This is a genomic window from uncultured Cloacibacillus sp., assembly GCF_963926575.1.
Lineage (GTDB): Bacteria > Synergistota > Synergistia > Synergistales > Synergistaceae > Caccocola > Caccocola faecigallinarum.
In genome coordinates this window covers 314,890-332,685 of the sequence record NZ_CAWUXW010000002.1, presented here as the reverse complement: position 1 = coordinate 332,685, position 17,796 = coordinate 314,890, and the positions used below count along the sequence as shown (strand labels likewise).

Annotated in this window: 15 protein-coding genes; 12 read left to right on the top strand and 3 right to left on the bottom strand. The window is 53.7% G+C overall.

The window, feature by feature from the left end; all coding sequences use genetic code 11:
- Position 1: 1 nt before the first annotated feature.
- The 9 genes from rplQ to ABGT66_RS04335 all read left to right on the top strand — a co-directional run bounded on the left by rplQ (position 2) and on the right by ABGT66_RS04335 (position 8,584).
- A complete protein-coding gene (gene rplQ, locus ABGT66_RS04375) occupies positions 2-355 on the top strand; it encodes a 50S ribosomal protein L17 (RefSeq protein ID WP_087368527.1) in 354 nt (117 codons plus the stop codon).
- A gap of 8 nt (positions 356-363) precedes the next feature.
- Positions 364-1,197 (top strand): ATP-binding cassette domain-containing protein, encoded by an 834-nt coding sequence (locus ABGT66_RS04370; protein WP_346689113.1) that lies wholly within the window; start codon positions 364-366, stop codon positions 1,195-1,197.
- Positions 1,182-2,030 (top strand): ATP-binding cassette domain-containing protein, encoded by an 849-nt coding sequence (locus ABGT66_RS04365; protein WP_346689111.1) that lies wholly within the window; start codon positions 1,182-1,184, stop codon positions 2,028-2,030. The genes ABGT66_RS04370 and ABGT66_RS04365 overlap by 16 nt, the downstream gene beginning before the upstream one ends.
- Positions 2,017-2,835, top strand: a complete 819-nt coding sequence (locus ABGT66_RS04360; RefSeq protein ID WP_346689109.1) for an energy-coupling factor transporter transmembrane component T — start codon at positions 2,017-2,019, stop codon at positions 2,833-2,835. The genes ABGT66_RS04365 and ABGT66_RS04360 overlap by 14 nt, the downstream gene beginning before the upstream one ends.
- Positions 2,832-3,587: a tRNA pseudouridine(38-40) synthase TruA gene (gene truA, locus ABGT66_RS04355; protein ID WP_346689108.1), complete on the top strand. Its 756-nt coding sequence runs from the start codon at positions 2,832-2,834 to the stop codon at positions 3,585-3,587. The genes ABGT66_RS04360 and truA overlap by 4 nt, the downstream gene beginning before the upstream one ends.
- 68 nt (positions 3,588-3,655) lie before the next feature.
- Entirely contained in the window at positions 3,656-4,699 is a 1,044-nt protein-coding gene (locus ABGT66_RS04350) for a rod shape-determining protein (protein WP_294193890.1), read from the top strand.
- A complete protein-coding gene (locus ABGT66_RS04345) occupies positions 4,699-5,121 on the top strand; it encodes a YkgJ family cysteine cluster protein (RefSeq protein ID WP_294193891.1) in 423 nt (140 codons plus the stop codon). The genes ABGT66_RS04350 and ABGT66_RS04345 overlap by 1 nt, the downstream gene beginning before the upstream one ends.
- 258 nt (positions 5,122-5,379) lie before the next feature.
- Positions 5,380-6,747: an L-lysine 6-transaminase gene (gene lat / locus ABGT66_RS04340; protein WP_346689106.1), complete on the top strand. Its 1,368-nt coding sequence runs from the start codon at positions 5,380-5,382 to the stop codon at positions 6,745-6,747.
- Positions 6,748-7,210: 463 nt separating this feature from the next.
- Positions 7,211-8,584: a C69 family dipeptidase gene (locus tag ABGT66_RS04335; protein ID WP_346689104.1), complete on the top strand. Its 1,374-nt coding sequence runs from the start codon at positions 7,211-7,213 to the stop codon at positions 8,582-8,584.
- A gap of 78 nt (positions 8,585-8,662) precedes the next feature.
- Here ABGT66_RS04335 and ABGT66_RS04330 read toward each other — a convergent pair whose 3' ends face one another.
- From ABGT66_RS04330 to ABGT66_RS04320, 3 genes are all read right to left on the bottom strand, one after another.
- A complete protein-coding gene (locus tag ABGT66_RS04330; protein ID WP_346689102.1) occupies positions 8,663-9,934 on the bottom strand; it encodes an enolase in 1,272 nt (423 codons plus the stop codon).
- Between the two features lie 12 nt (positions 9,935-9,946).
- The gene (locus tag ABGT66_RS04325) at positions 9,947-11,350 is read right to left on the bottom strand and encodes a DUF4147 domain-containing protein (protein WP_346689100.1); all 1,404 of its coding nucleotides are present in this window, start codon (positions 11,348-11,350) and stop codon (positions 9,947-9,949) included.
- A gap of 121 nt (positions 11,351-11,471) precedes the next feature.
- The gene (locus ABGT66_RS04320) at positions 11,472-12,416 is read right to left on the bottom strand and encodes an AraC family transcriptional regulator (RefSeq protein WP_346689098.1); all 945 of its coding nucleotides are present in this window, start codon (positions 12,414-12,416) and stop codon (positions 11,472-11,474) included.
- A 282-nt stretch (positions 12,417-12,698) separates the two neighbouring features.
- On the opposite strand from ABGT66_RS04320, the gene ABGT66_RS04315 reads away from it, so the two are divergent.
- The 3 genes from ABGT66_RS04315 to ABGT66_RS04305 are packed head-to-tail and all read left to right on the top strand — an operon-like array spanning position 12,699 to position 17,629.
- Positions 12,699-13,820, top strand: coding sequence for a tyramine oxidase subunit B (locus ABGT66_RS04315; protein ID WP_346689096.1), 1,122 nt, complete (start codon positions 12,699-12,701; stop codon positions 13,818-13,820).
- Positions 13,821-13,865: 45 nt separating this feature from the next.
- Entirely contained in the window at positions 13,866-15,914 is a 2,049-nt protein-coding gene (locus ABGT66_RS04310) for a hydantoinase/oxoprolinase family protein (protein ID WP_346689095.1), read from the top strand.
- Positions 15,915-15,940: 26 nt separating this feature from the next.
- Entirely contained in the window at positions 15,941-17,629 is a 1,689-nt protein-coding gene (locus ABGT66_RS04305) for a hydantoinase B/oxoprolinase family protein (RefSeq protein WP_346689094.1), read from the top strand.
- The last annotated feature ends 167 nt before the right edge of the window (positions 17,630-17,796 follow it).

Genomic DNA, 17,796 nt, shown 5'->3' with positions numbered 1-17,796 from the left:
AATGAGACACCGCATGAGTACAAGGCGGTTGGGCCGCTGCAGCGCCCACAGGTGGGCCATGCTTGGCAACATGGCGGCCAGTCTCTTCGTAGAGGGAAGCATCGTTACAACGGAGACGAGAGCCAAAGAGCTTCGCCGCGTGGCCGAGAAGCTCATTACGAAGGCGAAGTCCGGAACGCTCAACGACCGTCGTCTCGTTATTGCCAGAATCCCTCACAAAGAGGCGGTCAACAAGCTGTTCAACGAGCTGGGGCCGAAGTATGCCGAGCGCAACGGCGGCTATACCAGAATAGTCAAGATCGGGACTCGCGTAGGCGACTCCTCGCCGATGGCGGTAATTCAGCTCGTAGACTAAAACCTTAGATGCAGCAAGAAACACAATTCATTCTCCAAGGCGCGGAGTTCGCCTATGCGAATACGGCCGAAAAGATACTCCGCGGTATCGATTTGGAAATCCGCGCCGGCGAGTGGGTTGCGCTTCTTGGTTCTAACGGTTCAGGAAAGTCCACACTTTTAAAGATTTTAAGCGCCCTGCTGACACCCACGCAGGGCTTTTGTTTTGTCCGCGGACTTGATACGCGCGAGGCGAAGCCGGAGCAGCTTCGCGGAATTTCGAGCATCGTCTTCCAGAACCCCGAGGACCAGATAGTCGCCGCCGTCGTCGAAGAGGAGGCGGCCTTCGGCCCGGAGAACCTCGGCTGCCCGACGGCGGAGATTCGCCGCCGCGTCGAGGAGTCGCTGAAAGCGACGGGGCTCTGGGAGAGGCGCGGCGACCTAGTCTCGTCGCTCTCCGGAGGGCAGAAGCAGCGGCTCGCGCTCGCGGGCGCGCTCGCGATGCATCCGCAGGCTATTCTGCTCGACGAGGCACTCTCGATGCTCGACCCGCGCTCTCGCCTTGAATTTACCGAGATAATCAAACGCGAGCACGCGAAAGGAGTCACCATCGTCGAGGTGACGCACAGGCTTGAAGAGATACGCTGCGCCGGCCGCGTGATCGTCCTCGAAAACGGGCGAATTTTATGCGACATGTCGGCGCGCGATTTCCTTGAGAAGAGCGCCGCGGAGCTCGCCTCGATGCACCTCATGAAGCCGCCGGTCGAGCGGCTCGCCGAAAAACTGCGCGCCGAGGGCTTTATACCGGACGGCTGCCCGGCGGACGCCGCGTCGCTGACGAAAGAACTATGCCGCTTACTGTAGAAAATCTCAGCTATACATACAACGCAGGGCTGCCGTCTGAGCGAGCCGCGCTTTCGGGCGTTTCGTTCGAATGCGGCGAAGGGCAGATAGTTTCCGTCCTCGGCCACACGGGGAGCGGAAAGTCCACGCTCGCGCAGCATCTGAACGGCCTCATCGCGCCGCAGAGCGGGCGCGTCGGCGCCGACGGCGACGAAACCGGCAGAAGCGCAGCGGAGACGCGGCGCGTGCGCCGCAAGGTCGGCCTCGTGTTCCAGTATCCAGAAGAGCAGATATTTTCGGACAAGGTCTTTGACGAGATAGCCTTCGCGCCGCGCAACTGGGGCGTGTCGGAGCCGGAAATCCCGGCGCGCGTCAGAGAGGCCGCGAGAGAGGCGGGACTTGACGAAGCGCTGCTCGACGCTTCGCCCTACGGCCTTTCCGGCGGTCAGAAGCGCAGCGTCGCGATAGCGTCGGTGATAGCGGCGCGTCCGTCGTACCTCGTGCTCGACGAGCCTGCGGCGGGGCTCGACTGCGACGCTGCGGAGGCGCTCCTTTCCATGATAAAAAATTTCGCCTCGTCCGGCGCGGGCGTCGTCCTGATTACTCACGACATCGAGCTCGCGCTCTCCGTCAGCGACATGATACTGCTGCTCGAAGAGGGGCGCACAGTGTCGTTCGGCACGCCGGAGGAGACTGCGGAACTCGTCGTCTCGCGCGAGGTGAAGGGGCTCGCCGTGCCTGAAATCCTCGGCATCTCCGCAGCGCTGCGCGACGCCGGAAAAATCGAAAAGCTCGCCTGGAACCCCGAGGGCCTCATGGCGCAGATAAGAAAGAGGAAAAATGGCCTCGCTTGATAAAATCCCGCTCGGGCAGTACATCCCGGCGGACTCCTTCGTACATTCGCTAGACCCGCGCGCGAAGATAATCGTCACTATCGCCGCTATGGTCGCAATATTTATGCTGCACACGATGCCGTCCTTCGCGCTCTGCGGCTTCGGCATCTTTCTGCTCGCGAAGCTTGCGCGGCTGCCTTTCAGCCTCGTTGCCGGCTCGTCGCGCCCCGTCCTTATTCTCGTTATATTTACCGCTTTATTTCATCTTTTCCTCACGCCGGGAAAGGTCCTTTTTTCATTCTTCGGCATAGAGGCGACCGCCGAGGGCGCTCTGCTGGGCCTCGCGATGGCGCTGCGGCTTATCTACCTCGTCATGTTCGCCTCGCTTCTGACCTTCACGACCACGCCCGCGAAGATATCCGACGGCCTCGAAGGGCTGCTCTCGCCGCTGAAACGGCTCGGCCTTCCCGCGCACGACATAGCGATGATGATAACCATAGCGCTGCGCTTCATTCCGACGCTTTTTGAAGAAACCTCGCGCATCATCAAGGCGCAGAAATCGCGCGGCGCGGACTTTGAAAGCGGCGGCCTCATGCGCCGCGCGCGCGCCTACGTCCCCGTGCTGATTCCGCTCTTCGTCATCGTCTTCAAGCGTGCGGAGAACCTCGCGACAGCGATGGAGGCGCGCGGCTACGCGGGCGGCGATGGGCGCACGCGGATGCGTCCGCTCGTATGGAGGCGCGCGGACGGCGCTGCGCTCGCTGGATTCATATTTATATCGGCGCTGCTCGTCGCGTTCGACAGGGCGGCGGGGATGCTGCCGTGAGATACGCGGCGGAGGTCGGCTACGACGGCGGGCGCTTCTTCGGCTGGCAGATACAGCCGGAGCTGCCTACCGTGCAGCAGGCGCTTGAGGATGCCGCCTCGGCGCTGAACGGCGGCCACACGAACGTCGCGGGCGCGGGGCGCACAGACACCGGCGTACACGCGCGCGCGCAGATATGCACCTTCGACATGAAGCGCGAATGGGAGCCGCGCAGCCTCATGCTCGCGATGAACGCGCACCTGCCGCCCGGCGTGAGCGTAATGCGCACGGCGCGCGTCGCGGACGATTTCCACGCGCGGTTCAGCGCTCTCAAACGCGAATACCGCTACTTTATATGGAACGCTAGCTCGATATACCCGCACGCAAAGCCCTACGCCGCGTGGCTCAAGCACGGCGGCTACGACTGGGCCGCCGCGGCGGCGGCCGCGAAATTTCTCGAAGGCGAGCACGACTTCCGCAACTTCTGCCGCCTCGAAGGCTACGAGCACACGACCGTGCGCCATATAGAACGCGCGCGGCTCGTCAGAAGAGGCCGACTCGTCGTATTCCAGATACGCGGCGACGGATTCCTCCATAACATGGTGCGCATCATACTCGGCAACCTAGAGCTCGCCGCGCTCGGCAAAATCAGGCCGGAGGAGATAAAAAAGCTGCTCGACACGGAGAACCGCACGCGCTCAGACGGCGGACGGACGTTCCCGGCCTGCGGCCTCTGGTTCTGGAAAGTCACCTACGGCGCTCCGATATGGTAAAATTATTATTTGAACGGAATAGATTATGCAGATAAGACCTCTGTATAAAAACGGGAGGCTGAAGAATTTTGTGGAATAAAGACATCGGCATAGACCTCGGGACGGCGACCGTCCTGGTATTCGTAAAGGGCAAGGGCATCGTCCTGCGCGAGCCCTCCGTCGTCGCGATGGACCAGTCGACGGGAAAGATACTCTCCGTCGGCGAGGACGCGAAGGTCATGATAGGCAAGACGCCGGGCAACGTCGTGGCGATACGCCCGCTGCGCGACGGCGTCATAGCGGACTACACGATGACGGAGGTCATGCTCCGCGAGTTCATGAAAAAGGTTACGAAGGGGCTTGAGCGCCTTGTTCGCCACCGCCTCATGATAGGCGTCCCCGCCGGGGCGACCGACGTGGAGCGGCGCGCCGTGCTCGAAGCTGCGCTCGAAGTCGGCGCGAAGGAAGCCTACCTGATAGAAGAGCCGATGGCGGCAGCGATAGGGGCCAACATGCCCGTCGGCGAGCCTGTAGGCAACATGGTCGTCGATATAGGCGGCGGCACGACGGACATAGCGATAGTCTCGCTCGGCGGCCTCGTCGTCTACGAGTCGCTGCGCGTCGGCGGAGACAAATTCGACGAGTCGATAGTGCGCTACATGCGCAAGCAGTACAACCTCGCGATAGGCGAGCAGACGGCCGAGGACATCAAAAAGCAGATCGGCGCATGCGACCCGAAGACGGCCTCGCCCGAAAAGACGATGGACATCCGCGGGCGCGACCTCGTGCAGGGGCTTCCTCGCCAGGTGACCGTCTCGAGCGTAGACATCGCGCGCGCGATAGAAGAGCCGGTCAACGCGATAGTCGCGGGCATCAAGCGCGTGCTTGAAAAGACGCCGCCCGAGCTCTCCGCCGACGTCATGGACCGCGGCATAATCCTCACCGGCGGCGGCGCGTACCTGCGCGGCATTGCCGAGCTCATCATGGAGGAGACCGAGATAAACGCGATGGTCGCGGAGTCGGCTGGCGAATGCGTCGCGCTCGGCACCGGCATCGCGCTCGAATCGCTCGACAAGCTGAAAGAAACCGGCGCCGTCTACCTCGCGACGAGAAAAGGCATAGTCAACAAATAATGCGTCTCTGGTGGGAGGACGAGGGCGTCCGCTTCGAGTGCCGGGGCTGCGGGCGCTGCTGCGGTGGCGAGCCCGGGGAAATATGGGTGACGCCCGCGGAGCGCGCGAAGATAGCTGCGGAGCTCGGCATGGACGAGATTACGCTCAGGAAAGAATGCCTGCGCCGCGTCGACGGACGGCTCGGCATCAGGGAGAAGGAGAACTACGACTGCTACTTCCTCGACGGCGGGACGAAACGCTGCAAAATTTACAAGGTCCGCCCGCTCCAGTGCCGCATGTTCCCCTTCTGGCCCTCGATGCTCTCGGACAAGCGCGTATGGGACTACTACGCGGCCTTCTGCCCTGGTATGGGGAAGGGAAAATTATATCCGCCCGAGCTTGTCCGGAAATTCTTCGAGCTCCCGGCTGCAAAAGATTTATAAAGCGGTTTATCCGGCCCCGCGCGGGCCGGATTTTTTATGCGCTGAACATGCTCGGCCCCCGCCGGTCAAAATATGAATTATATTTAATAATATGTGCATTGATTAAAATATATGTATAAATTATAAAATTGAATTCTAACAATAAACGCTTGATTTTATCGAATTATGAATGTAGACTATAAAGTGCAGTGAAGTTCGAAATGAACCGTTATCCGCAAAAAATACATATCCTTAATATGACATCGGGAGGTTATTTTAATGGCATCTGAACACCTTGTAGCGCCGAAAGACGTATTCTCGACCATAGAGAAGCTGCTGCTCCGCGACGGCTTCGACATCGTCATCGACATGGAAAACTCGAAGGGAAGCCACGTCATCGACTCAGTTACCGGAAACGACTGGCTCGATTTCTACACCTTCTTCGCCTCCGCCCCGTTCGGCATGAACCATCCGAAACTCGACAACGAAGAGTTCAAGGAAAAGATTTTCCGCGCCGCGATAAACAAGGTCGCCAACTCCGACATCTATACGCAGGAGATGGCCGAGTTCGTCAAGACGTTCGGCGAGGTCGCGGTGCCGGAAGGGTACGAGCATCTGTTCCTCATCGACTACGGTACGCTCGCAGTCGAAAACACCTTCAAGGTCGCGATGGACTGGAAGACGCAGAAGCTCCTGCAAAAGGGCAAGATAACCCCTGGCGAAGCCTACGACGGGCGCAAGGGCACGAAGATAATGCACTTCAACGAGGCCTTCCACGGACGCAGCGGCTACACTCTCTCCGTCACGAACACCAACGACCCGAACAAGCACCAGCGCTACGCTAAGTTCACCGACTGGCCGCGCATCATCAACCCGAAGATAACCTTCCCGCTCGAGGAGCACCTCGGCGAAGTAGAGTGGCTTGAAGCGCAGGCGATAAAGCAGATAAAGCACGTCCTCATGAACGACCCCGACGGCATAGCCGCCGTCATCATCGAGACGATACAGGGCGAGGGCGGGGACAACCACTTCCGTACGGAATTCTTCAAGCAGCTTCGCCAGATCTGCGACGAAAACGAAATGCTCCTCATCTTCGACGAAGTGCAGTGCGGCATGGGCATCACCGGCAAAATGTGGGCATGGGAGCACCACGCGCCTGTCAAGCCGGACCTCTTCTCTTTCGGTAAAAAAGCTCAGATATGCGGCGTCATCGCGGGCCCGCGCATCGACGAAGTCGAGAACAACTGCTTCAAGGTCTCGAGCCGCCTGAACTCCACCTGGGGCGGCACAGTCGTCGACATGGTGCGCTCGCAGAGATACCTTGAGATCTACCGCGACGAAAAGATCCTCGACTACGTGTCGAACGTCGCCGGCCCCGCGCTCTACAACGGCCTCAAGGAGCTCGAGGCCGAGTTCCCGAAATACATCCGCAACGTCCGCGGCAAGGGGCTCATGTGCGCATACGACATCTGCTCCGAAGAGCTGCGCAACAAGTTCCTCAAGGCCTGCCAGGCGAACCACATGCTCATCCTCGGCTGCGGCGCGAACACCGTCCGCTTCCGCCCTGCGCTCAACGTTCCTCTCGAGGACATTAAGCTTGGAATCGAAATATCGCGCAAGGCTGCGAGGGAAGTTTTCGGAAAGTAGCCTGAAAACGGCAAAATACTCAAACACAAAACAAGCGCCGGAGCTCGTCTCCGGCGCTTTCGCTTTATGGCGTATAGTTATTCAACTTTATACCGGAGACGCTCATTTTTGTCATGCCGGGCTTGACCGGCATCCAGCGGCGTTGAATACCGCAGCGCGTCGGAATTGGAAACTGCTGGTTCCTCGTCGGTGCGCGGAGTGAGAAAAGATGATGCTGTTTTACTCGGAAGTTAGACACTATAAACGCCTATTCGAGCGGAAAACAAGCTATGACGGTATCTCGCCAAACTTTCGCATCCGCCGCTCATGAGGCGCCGCGCACAGACGCCGGTTCCCAAAATCGCTTTCGCACGCGGCATTCCACAAAAATGCCGGCACGATATAGTTCTCGTTATATATCGGCACGGCTATAATAATCACGGAATTGCGTAAATCCTGAATTTGCGAAGGGAGAAAGATAAAAATGCTCTCATGCGATACATTTGTGCTTCCGGCGGAAAACACCCTCTCCGGCAGCATAGTGATGGCAAAGAACAGCGACCGCCCGCTCGGCGAAGCGCAGGCTCTGACGTGGACGGCGGGCGCGAAGCACGCGCGCGGCGAAACCGTCCGCTGCACGTACATATCGGTCCCGCAGGCGGGGGAGACATACGGCGTACTCGGCTCCAAGCCCTACTGGATGTGGGGATACGAAATGGGCGTCAACGAAAAAGGCGTCATGATAGGCAACGAGGCGCAGGGCAGCCGCGCCGCTGAGACCGGCGATGAAAACGAGCTGCTCGGCATGGACCTGCTGCGCCTCGGCCTAGAACGCGGCGCGACCGCGCGCGAGGCGATGGAGGTCATAACGGCGCTGCTCGAAGAATACGGGCAGAACGCCAACGCGAGCCGGCTATACGACAAACGTTACGAAAACTCCTTCTTCATAGCCGACAGGGAAGAAATATGGCTGCTCGAGACCGCGGGGCGCATGTGGGCCGCAAAGCGCATAGAAGAGCCGTACGCGATAAGCAACTGCTACACTATAGTAAAGCCCGACGAATGCAGCGAGGCGCTCGAAAAATACGCGCGAGACAAAGGCTGGCTCGCCGCGGACGAAAGATTCAATTTCGCGAAAGCCTACACCGCGCCCGCTGCGCGGCAGACAAGCGCCGTGCCGAGAATGAGGCGGCTGCGCGCCCTGCTCGAAGCCGAGGACGAGCCGCTCGACGCCGTCACGATGAAGGCGATACTGCGCGACCACTTCGAAGGCACGCTCATAGAACCGCGCTTCGGCGCGTCGTTCGGGACCTTCCCGTCAATCTGCATGCACGCGATGACCCGGGACGGCAGCCAGACCGCCGCCTCAATGATATGCCGCTGGACGGAAAACGTCGGCCCAGTCATGCGCTACGCATACTCGCTCCCATGCACCTCCGTCTACATCCCCGCCTACTGCACCGGCGCGCTGCCGCCGCTCATGAGCGCAAGCGGCGAAAAATTCGACGAAAATTCCCTCTGGTGGCTCTTCGAGCGCCTCGCGACCGCAGTATCCGCCGACTACGAACGATACGCCCCCTTCGCCCGCATAGGCGCGGCCAACCTAGACGAAGAAATAGAAACGCAGGCCGCAAAAGCCGAACGCGCCGCCGCGCGCGCAACCCGCGCCGGACAACCGGAAGAAGCCAAAGCCGTCCTGAACGAAGCGATGAACCAATCCGCCCGACAAGCCGCCGCCTTCGCAGTAAAACAATTCGAACAAATCCGCAACGCAATCCGCAAACGCGGCGGAATAAGCGGCGTGCGGAAGGAGTTCATCGAGGAGTACTGCGAGAGGGTGGGGATGGAGATTTTGTAGGCCGATGTCCGATAGCACACACAGAGAAAGCCGGGGCGAAAGCCCCGGCTTTTCCTGTGTGGAAGGTACGCTTTGGTTTTAGAAGCGCATGAGGGAAGTTATGTCCGACATCACGCAGCCGGGGTTGAGGTCGGCTACGCGCATCAGGAAATTGAGTTTATCTATCCTCTCTCCGGAACGCGGGCATCCGTTTTTGATGAAGCTCACGTCGAGACCGACCGCGAGGTCCATTACTACGTCGCCGATGACGCCGCCGGAACGGCCAGACGGAATAGCCAGCAAACCGCGTTCTCTTGCAAAGCGGTAGGCGTCGAGCGCCTCGCTTATCGTCCCTACCTGGTTAGGCTTCAGAATGAAGCCGTCTATTGAGTTGGTCGAGCAGGCGCGCGCGATACGCTCCTTGCTCGTTGCCGTAAAGTCGTCGGCAATTATGAGCGTGCGCGTAATTTCCTTATGCGCCTTCTCATAGCCTTCCCAGTCGTTTTCGTCAAGCATATCTTCTATGAAAACAAAGTTCCATCTCTCGGTCAGACCCTTGACATAGCCGATGAGCTCGTCGGACGACAGACGCTTCCCGTTGAGATAGTACGTCTTGGTCGCCGCATCGTACATTTCGCTTGAAGCGCAGTCGAGCGCGAAGGCGCATTTGCCTGTGTAGCCGCAGGCGTCTATAGCCTCGCTCATGAGCGAGAGCAGCACGTCCGGGTCCTCTGACGGAGCTATCCAGCCGTAGGAGCCGCCGACGCCGGGTTCTTTCTTTGTGTAATTTTTGATGACCGGTCCAAGCTTCTGGAATACCTTGACAGCTATCTCGACCGCTTCGTATATTGAGTCCGCCTTATAGGGCATGACGATGAACTCGTTGAAGGCCTGCGTCAGCCCCGGATATTTGCCGCCGTTGATGACGTTGAACGACGGGATGGGAACGTCCTTAACAGGCTCGCCCGCGATATAGTCGTACAGAGTTTTTCCGGCGTCCTCGGCCGCGGCGCGGAAGGCCGCTATCGAGGCGCTGTATATAGCGTTGCCGCCGAGGCTGTGCTTGTCCGGCGTTCCGTCGAGCTCGATCATTATTTTGTCGATTTCGTCCTGATCGCTTACCTCTTTGCCTACGAGGGCGGGTGCGATTATCTTGTTGACGTTTTCTACGGCCTTGTGGACGCTCATTCCGTTGTATTCCTTTGGGTCGTTGTCGCGGAGGACGAAGGACTCATACATTCCGACGGAGCTGCCGGTCGGCGCGCTTCCGCGTCCGAGCGAGCCTTTTTCAGTTATCACGTCTACCTCGACCATCGGGCGGCATTTGCAGTCGATGAGCTGTCTTGCCTTGACTTCTTTGATTTTTGACATTTTAGCGTCCTCCTAATCTATTTTCGGAACGTACATAACGTTGAAGTCGCAGAGATTGGTTCCCGTGTTTCCGGTAAAAATCGCGTCGCCCATCGCGTCCAGCGCCTCGAAGCTCGCGTGTCCGCGCAGCGCCGCATGTACGTCTACGCCTTTTTCAAGAGCCGTCTTGTAGCTTGTCGAGTCCGTGATGCCGCCTGCGACACTCGTCGTGCCGTCCGTGCCCTCGGAATCCATCGAAAGCAGGCAGACGCCCTTCGCCTTCGCGGCGGAAAGCGCGAAGCTCAGCGTCTCTTCCTGCGACGGGCCGCCGTGGCCCGTTATTGTGCTGTTGTCGAGGATCTGCGTGGTCGCTTCGCCCGAGGCGAGCAGAACGCACGGCGCCTGCACTGGATTGCCGTAAGCCTGTATCTCGCGCGCTATCGAGGCTAACATAGTGCCGACGTCGCGGCTTTCGCCTTCGAGGAACGATGTCAGGATAACCGCGGGGATTCCCATCTCTTCGGCAATCTGTTTTGCGTAGATGCAGGAGTCAGGCAGAGTATTCAGCAGGTAATAGGTGTTGTTCGGGAAAGCCTTCGGCGTCTCGCACTCGGGTCCCGCGTTCATGAGATAGTCGACGACGTTTTGGGGCAGCCTGTCCGCGACGTCGTAGTCGCGGATTACGCGGCGAGCGTCGTCGAGCGTCGTGGCGTCCGGTCCCATAGGCGTGCTCTTGTATTTTGCATACGGAATCCCTATATCGCCGGTGGCCGGATTGCCTACGGCGTCGCTTATGCCGAAGCCGATGAGCTCCGCGCCGCGCGCCTCTATGCGTTTGGCCAGCATTCCGCCGTTCATCTGCGAAATATGGCGGCGTATTGCGTTTATCTCGTATATGTTAGCACCGGACTTAGTCATCACATCGGTGACCTTTATCTCGTCTTCGAGAGATATGCCGTCTATCGGGCAGCTCATAAGCGCCGAGCTGCCGCCGCTGATGACGCAGATGAAAAGGTCGTCCGGCCCGGCATGGTCTACAAGGTCGAGGATTATTTTGCAGGCGCGGTAGCCCTCTTCGTTCGGAAGCGGATGGCCGCCGACGTAGACTTCAGTTTTATGAAAAACGTCCGTAGGCTCGGATATTTTCACGATTGCTATACCGCGTGTCAGCCTGTCGCCGAGTATTTCGTCGACCGCCATAGCCATGTGGTTGCATGCTTTCCCAGCGCCTATCAGATAGACGTTCTTTTTTTTCGAAAGATCCCAGCTCTTTGTCCCGATATGAAGGATGTCCCCGTCAAGGCGCATTATGCTTTTTATGCGCTCTTTTGCGTCAAGTTTATGTAGCGTTTGGTCGGCTATATCGAGAACTATGCGTCTCGAATCCATATCTCCGTGGGATAACAGCTGCTCGCGGTTTCTTATCTTCCACTGCATATATAAAAACCTCCCGTTGGCTTTGTACTGCTTTATTATTTCCTGAGTGCAAATCCAGTATAAAAAGCTTTATTTAACAAAGTCAACTGGAGTATCAATATGTCGATACTTACAGGCAATATCACGAATAGTCTTCTGTGATTTGTGGTTTTTGCCGCTGTACGTCTCCAGACGCCCGCATTTGTTTCCTGTATTGCATGGGGGAGCAGTGCATCTTTTTTTTGAAGCATTCTGTGAAATAACTTCCAGAGCCGAATCCGACGCTCTGCGCTATTTCGGAAATGTTATGGTCTGTTGTCGCAAGCATCTTCATGCCCTGATGTATGCGGTAGTTGATAAGGTACGCGAACGGCGTCGTCCCAAGCACGCGCTGAAAGACACGGCAGCATTCGCCCTTGCTTATGTGGTCAGATCCAGCTATTTCGGTAAGAGATATGCTTTCCATGTAATTTTTGTGTATGAATGTCGTAAGCGCTTTGATTCTTTGTTTGTCGCTGAAACTGATGTGTGACGATGATGATATTAATTGCTCGTTGTTTTGAACTATAAGATTCCAAATTTTTAGTATAAGAGAGCACATTTCTATTTCATATCCAAACTTTTCTTCTTGATTTGTTTTTATAAGCTCTCTCATGATAGAACAAATTTCTAAATGCCAAGGATCATTCTGGAACGCAATTGCCTGAAGTTGACTTGAAAAAAGTATAGGATCGACATAGTCTTGTTTTAATAAACTTTCTGAATAGCCATAAATTATTTTAGGATGAAAATTGACACAAGTATATATGCTATCTTTTATGTCAGTCGGTTTGGCTTCATGAATACAACCACTATTAAAAAAAATCGCTTCACCTCGTTGTAGAAGAAATTCTTGTTCTGGAGTTTTAAAAATAACGGAACCCTTCATGACAATTGAAATTTGTATTTCATAATGCCAATGTGCTATAAAAGCGCAATATTTATCTGACACATGCTGCTCATCCATTGACATAGGAAAAGCAAAATTTCCGTGCTCAGTTAATTCCTGTAATGTACTGTCAACTAGTATAGGACGATATTTCATCATGCTCTAATCACCTTACCACAACATCGTTCATGCAATAATATTACTAATCACACCCATGATACCATAGATACGAGGTTAATATTCTTATAAAACGGGCTAATAATCTAATAGAAAATATATTACGATAAACATATACTAAACACGCAGTCAGTATTGTGAGTACATTCTTTAACTATTATGAATGGTAGTTTATGCTTTTCGTTGCGTTATGTTAACGATGGGAAATTACTGAGTTGAGTAGTATTCATCGAATTCTAATAGACCCTTTAGGAGAGATGTACAATGAACCATAAAATCGAATTTATCTACCTTTCTGAGCCGGATACCATCAAGCTTGGCATAACCGATGCTCCGGCATGGGTCGACGTATGCGAGGAAGTCTTCGGGCTTCTCGCCAAGGGCGACTATCTCATGGGCGGCCCGAACCACAACAGCCACGGCATGGGAATAATATTCCCGAAGGAATCTCCGTTCCCCAACATGCCGGTAGCCGGCCCCGACCGCAGATTCTTCGCTATGCCGGCATACCTCGGCGGACGCTTTGACGTCTGCGGAAACAAGTGGTACGGTTCGAACGCGGCCAATACATCTAAAGGGCTTCCGCGCTCTATACTGACAGTCCTCATCAACGATAAAGACACCGGAGCGCCTCTCTGCCATATGTCTGCCAACATCCTGAGCGCGGTACGCACCGGAGCTATCCCCGCCGTCGCTACGCGTCACCTCGGACGCAGGGATTCCGAGGTCTGCGCCGTCGTCGGATGCGGTCCCATCAACAAGTCCTGCTTCCGCCACATAATCACTCAGGCTCCGAACGTCAAAAAAGTCATAACCTACGACCTCTTCCTCGATAAGGCGCAGGCCTTCGCCGACTGGGCTAAAGCGGAGTACGGACTCGAAGGCGTCGCTACGACCGAGCTCCACGAAGCGCTCAAAGACGCTGACCTCGTCTCTGTCGCAGCCTCGCGTCTCAAGCCGCTCCACATCGAAAGCTCGTGGATTAAAAAAGGCGCGCTCGTCATGCTCACCGGCCCCGCGAAGGGCGACGACGACCTCTGGACGAAGAGCAAAATCGTCTATGACAACATTAAGCTTCACGAAGCCTATGTCGAAGAAGCCTACGCCTCCGGCGACGTGGCCGGCTACTATGCAGGCGTCATAGGCGGCCCGATATATACGCTCATTGACGCAGGCAAACTGCCGAAGCTTGAAGACTCGACGGACATAGGCAATGTAATCCTCGGCAACAAGCCCGGACGCACGAGCGACGACGAGACGATTATCTTCGTCGCCTGCGGAATGGCGGTCTTCGATGTCGCCTGCGGCTACGAGCTCTACCAGCGCGCGCTGAAGCAGGGCGTCGGTCAGAAGCTTTTGCTTTGGGACGAACCGTATATAAAATGATAGAAAAATGGTTTATACCATTATATAAGAACAAGGGGGATTTATATGTACAGAATAGGTATTGACGTTGGCGGAACATTTACTGATGTGACGTTGCTTGATGTAGACACAGGGAAATATTACAACTATAAACTTTCGTCTACGCCACATGATCAATCTGTAGCTATTGCAGATGGAGCGAGATCAATAATGCAGGAATGTCACGTTGCCCCCGAAGAGATTGCATATTTTGGTCATGGGACGACTGTGGCTACTAATATGATTATAGAAAGAAAAGGGGCTAAAACAGCTCTCATAACCACAAAAGGATTTAAAGATATTCTAGAAATAGCACGTCAGGTACGCCCAAGTTTATATAATACGCAAGCAGATAAACCAGAGGCGTTGATTCGTCGTTCTTTACGGAAAGAAGTCAGCGAACGGATATGTTCCGACGGCAGTGTGCATATATCGCTTAATAAAGATGAGGTAAAAGAAGTTTTGAAGGACCTCAAGCGTCAAGGCGTTGAATCTATTGCCGTATGCTTTCTATTCTCATATCTAAACAATTGTCATGAAAAAGAAGTAGAAGAATGCATAAAAGAAATATGGCCTGATGTCTATTATTCAGTTTCTTCTACAATCCTGCCGGAGTTCAGAGAATTTGAACGCTTAAGCACAACTGTTATTAACTCTTATCTTGGTCCTAAGATGAAGCAGTATATAGACAATCTGCGCGAGCGCATAAAATGCGAGGGGATCGCAGTTGAACCATACATTACTCAATCTAACGGCGGCGTAATGTCTATTAGCTCGACGGTGCAAACGCCTGTTCAGACCGCCCTGTCTGGCCCGAGTGCAGGCGTTGTGGGCGCAATCTATGTTTGTAATGCCGCAGGGTATCGAGATTTAATAACATATGATATGGGAGGCACAAGTACGGATGTTTCTCTAGTCCTTAATGGAGTGCCTGAATATACGACAAAGAGGAAGGTATGCGGCTTACCCTCTGGCATCCCCATGATAGATGTGCATGCAGTTGGAGCTGGTGGTGGTTCTATTGCTCATATTGATGTCGGTGGGCTGCTGAAAGTTGGCCCTGAAAGTGCAGGCGCAATGCCAGGCCCTGCTTGTTATGATCTTGGAGGGCTTAATCCTGTCGTTACTGATGCGAACTTAGTTCTTGGAAGGCTTAACAGCGGATATATACTTGGCGGACGCATGAAATTACATAAAGATAAGTCGGTGGCGGCAATCGAAAAGAACATTGCTGAGCCGATGGGTATTTCCTGCGAGGAAGCTGCTAACGGAATTGTTAGTGTTGTTAATGCCAATATGGCGCGCGCAATCAGAGTCATAACTGTGGAGCGTGGTTATAACCCATCTGATTTTACTCTTGTCGCATACGGAGGGGCTGGCCCTTTGCATGCCGTTGCCCTTGCTAAAGAAATGGGAATACACAAAGTCTTGATTCCGCCAAGCCCGGGAACCTTGTGTGCGTTAGGCTTGTTAACGGCAGATATACGCAAGAGCTACGTGAAAACGTTTATCACGCCGTATGCTGATTCTTCCGCACAGGCGGTTAATGATATTTTTGAACTCCTGATGGCAGAAGGCAATCTTTGGCTTGACTCAGAGCATGTTCCTCATGAAAATCGTTTTTTCCATAACATAATTGAAATGAGGTATATCGGCCAAAATTATGAACTTCAGGTAGATTTACCGCAAGAACAGTTGACTAATGAAGGTTTTGAAGGATTAAGACAAAAGTTCTTCGCGGAACATGAAAAAAATTACGGTTATTATAATCCGACGGCACCTATACAGATCGTTAATTTCCGTTGCGAAGCTATAGGCGTGGTTGCAAAGCCTAAGCTGTCCGAACTTGAGCATTCTACAGTCGATCCTTCTGAGTGTCTTGTTATGCATAGAGATGTATATTTTGCAGAAACGGGTTGGCTCAACTGCCCGGTATATGACAGATCCAAGCTTGGCATTACATCCAGAATAAATGGGCCTTGCATTATTGAACAGATGGATTCAACTGCTGTTATACCTCCTGACACGTATTTTGAGGTAGACAAATACGGTAATATTATCGTTTCTGTTTCATAAAGTGAGAAAGATTGGAGGCAAATCAGATGAGTTCTAAAATAGACGGGGTAATGCTGGAAGTGATCGGTAATAACTTTATGTCGATAGCAGAAGAAATGGGGGCTGTCTTAGTAAAATCTGCATATTCGACAAACATAAAGGAAAGAAAAGACTGTAGCTGCGGTCTATTTGATGCAAAAGGACGTACCATAGCACAGGCCGAGCACATTCCAATGCATTTAGGGTCGTTATTAGAAACTGTCAATGAAATACATAGATTTTATAGCGATGACGAAATATATGAAGGTGATATGTTCATTATTAATGACCCGTATAATGGCGGCGGAACGCACCTTCCAGATATTTGTATCGCTGCTCCCGTTTTTTACGATAATAAAATCGTCGCTTATGCTATGAATATTGCGCACCATAGCGACGTAGGAGGACGGGTGCCAGGCTCAAATGCTGCTGATTCGAAGACTATTTATGAAGAGGGTATTCGTATCCCCCCTGTAAAAATTTTTAATCGCGGAGTCGTAGATGACGATATTTTAAGGTTAATTCTCCTTAATTGCCGTGTGAACGATGTCAGGAAGGGGGATTTAAATGCGCAATTTGCTTGTTGCCGCAAAGGAGTAGAGCGCATAAAAGAGTCTTTTGATAGGTATGGCTGTGAAGTGACGCTTGCTGCAATGGAAGGACTCCTAGATTATTCAGAAAAAAGAATACGCCATGCTTTGAGCAAAATTCCAAATGCATCTTGTTCTTTCACAGATTATCTGGACTCGGATGGATGCGGAAGCGGCCCAGTACCTATCAACGTGAAAATTAATATTTTAGATGATGAGATAGAACTTGATTTCTCCGACAACCCGCCTGCAGTCGCCGGCGCTCTTAATCTGACGGAAACGGCTCTGCGAGCTTGCATTTACTATAGCGTTAGGAGCGCGATAGATCCGGACTTGCCGCCGAATGGGGGATATTACAGGGCGATTCGATATAAAGTCGTTCCTGGGACTCTTGTTTGCTGTAAAGCGCCTGCCGCTGTCGCCGGCAGGACAGACACTGCTCAACGTGTCGTCAGCTGTATCATGGGGGCTTTGGCGCAGCTTTTGCCTCATAATGTGACAGCTGGAAGCCATGATGCCATAACGGGAATTTATTTCGGTGGCGAGGATCCTAGAACGCATAAATATTATATATACGTAGAGACTATTGCTGGTGGTTCTGGGGCTCGCTTCAATAAGGACGGCCTCGATGTGGTTCAGGTGCATATGACGAATACGGGCAATTTGCCTATAGAAAGCCTTGAAAGCGAGTACCCGCTGATGGTGGAAAAATTTGAAATGCTCCCGGATTCTGGCGGCGCAGGAAAGTATCGAGGCGGGCTGGGCGTAAGAAGAGATATTAGAATTCTCAATCATGAATGTACTTTCTCAATTAAAGCAGATCGCCAAAGAATTGCTCCGTGGGGACTTTTCGGCGGCAAAAACGGCACGATGGGGGCTGTTATTCTCGATCCCGATACTGAACGAGAAGAACTGCTTGATCCTAAAAAGTCAGGTATGCTGCTGCCGCCCGGTAGCCTTGTAAGCGTAAGGACGCCTGGGGCTGGAGGATACGGAGATCCTAAAGAGCGCTCTATAGAAAAAATTAAGTTTGATGTGGAAGAGGGGCTTGTAACATTGGAGAGCGCTAGGCGTGATTATGGCATTTCAGATTTAGAGCTTCAGTAATTTAATTATTCGCTCTTTAGTTTAAATTAGGTAAATACCAATAGGCTAAGTGCCTTTTAGATTTATATGTCGGCGTATCTGTCAATATATATCTTTGTGTGAACTGTATACAGAACAACGTTCGGCGCTCTAAAAGGCATAGCCTGGTAAAATAAAAAGGAGGGGCA